Source organism: Corallococcus sp. AB049A, from assembly GCF_003668885.1.
GTDB lineage: Bacteria > Myxococcota > Myxococcia > Myxococcales > Myxococcaceae > Corallococcus > Corallococcus interemptor.
The window spans coordinates 1-422 of sequence record NZ_RAWL01001232.1; the positions used below are offsets into that span (position 1 = coordinate 1).

1 protein-coding gene is annotated in these 422 nt (G+C 65.6%); it reads left to right on the plus strand.

What is annotated here, in order from left to right:
• On the plus strand, nt 1-422 hold a 422-nt coding region (locus D7X55_RS46850), incomplete at both ends, for a 3-hydroxyacyl-CoA dehydrogenase family protein (protein ID WP_233610474.1).

A 422-nucleotide genomic window follows, 5' to 3' on the forward strand; every position in this document is an offset into this window, starting at 1 on the left:
CCACCACACCCAGCAGTTCGGCCTGGGCTTCGATGAAGTGGACGGCCTGACCGGTCCGCTGGTCGGCCGCCCGAAGTCGGCCACCTACCGCACCTCCGACGTGGTCGGCCTGGACACCATGGCCCACGTCATCAAGACCATGGGCGACACCCTGCCGAATGACCCGTGGCATGAATTCTTCAAGTCGCCGAAGTGGCTGGACGCGCTGATTTCCAAGGGCGCGCTGGGCCAGAAGACCGGTGCCGGCATCTTCCGCAAGGTCGGCAAGGACATCGTGGTGCTGGACCTGGAGAAGCAGGACTACCGTCCGGCCGATCGCGCTGCCGTGCCGGAAGTGGTCGAGATCCTGAAGATCAGGAACCCGGCCGAGAAGTTCGCCAAGCTGCGCGAGAGCCAGCACCCGCAGGCGCAGTTCCTGTGGG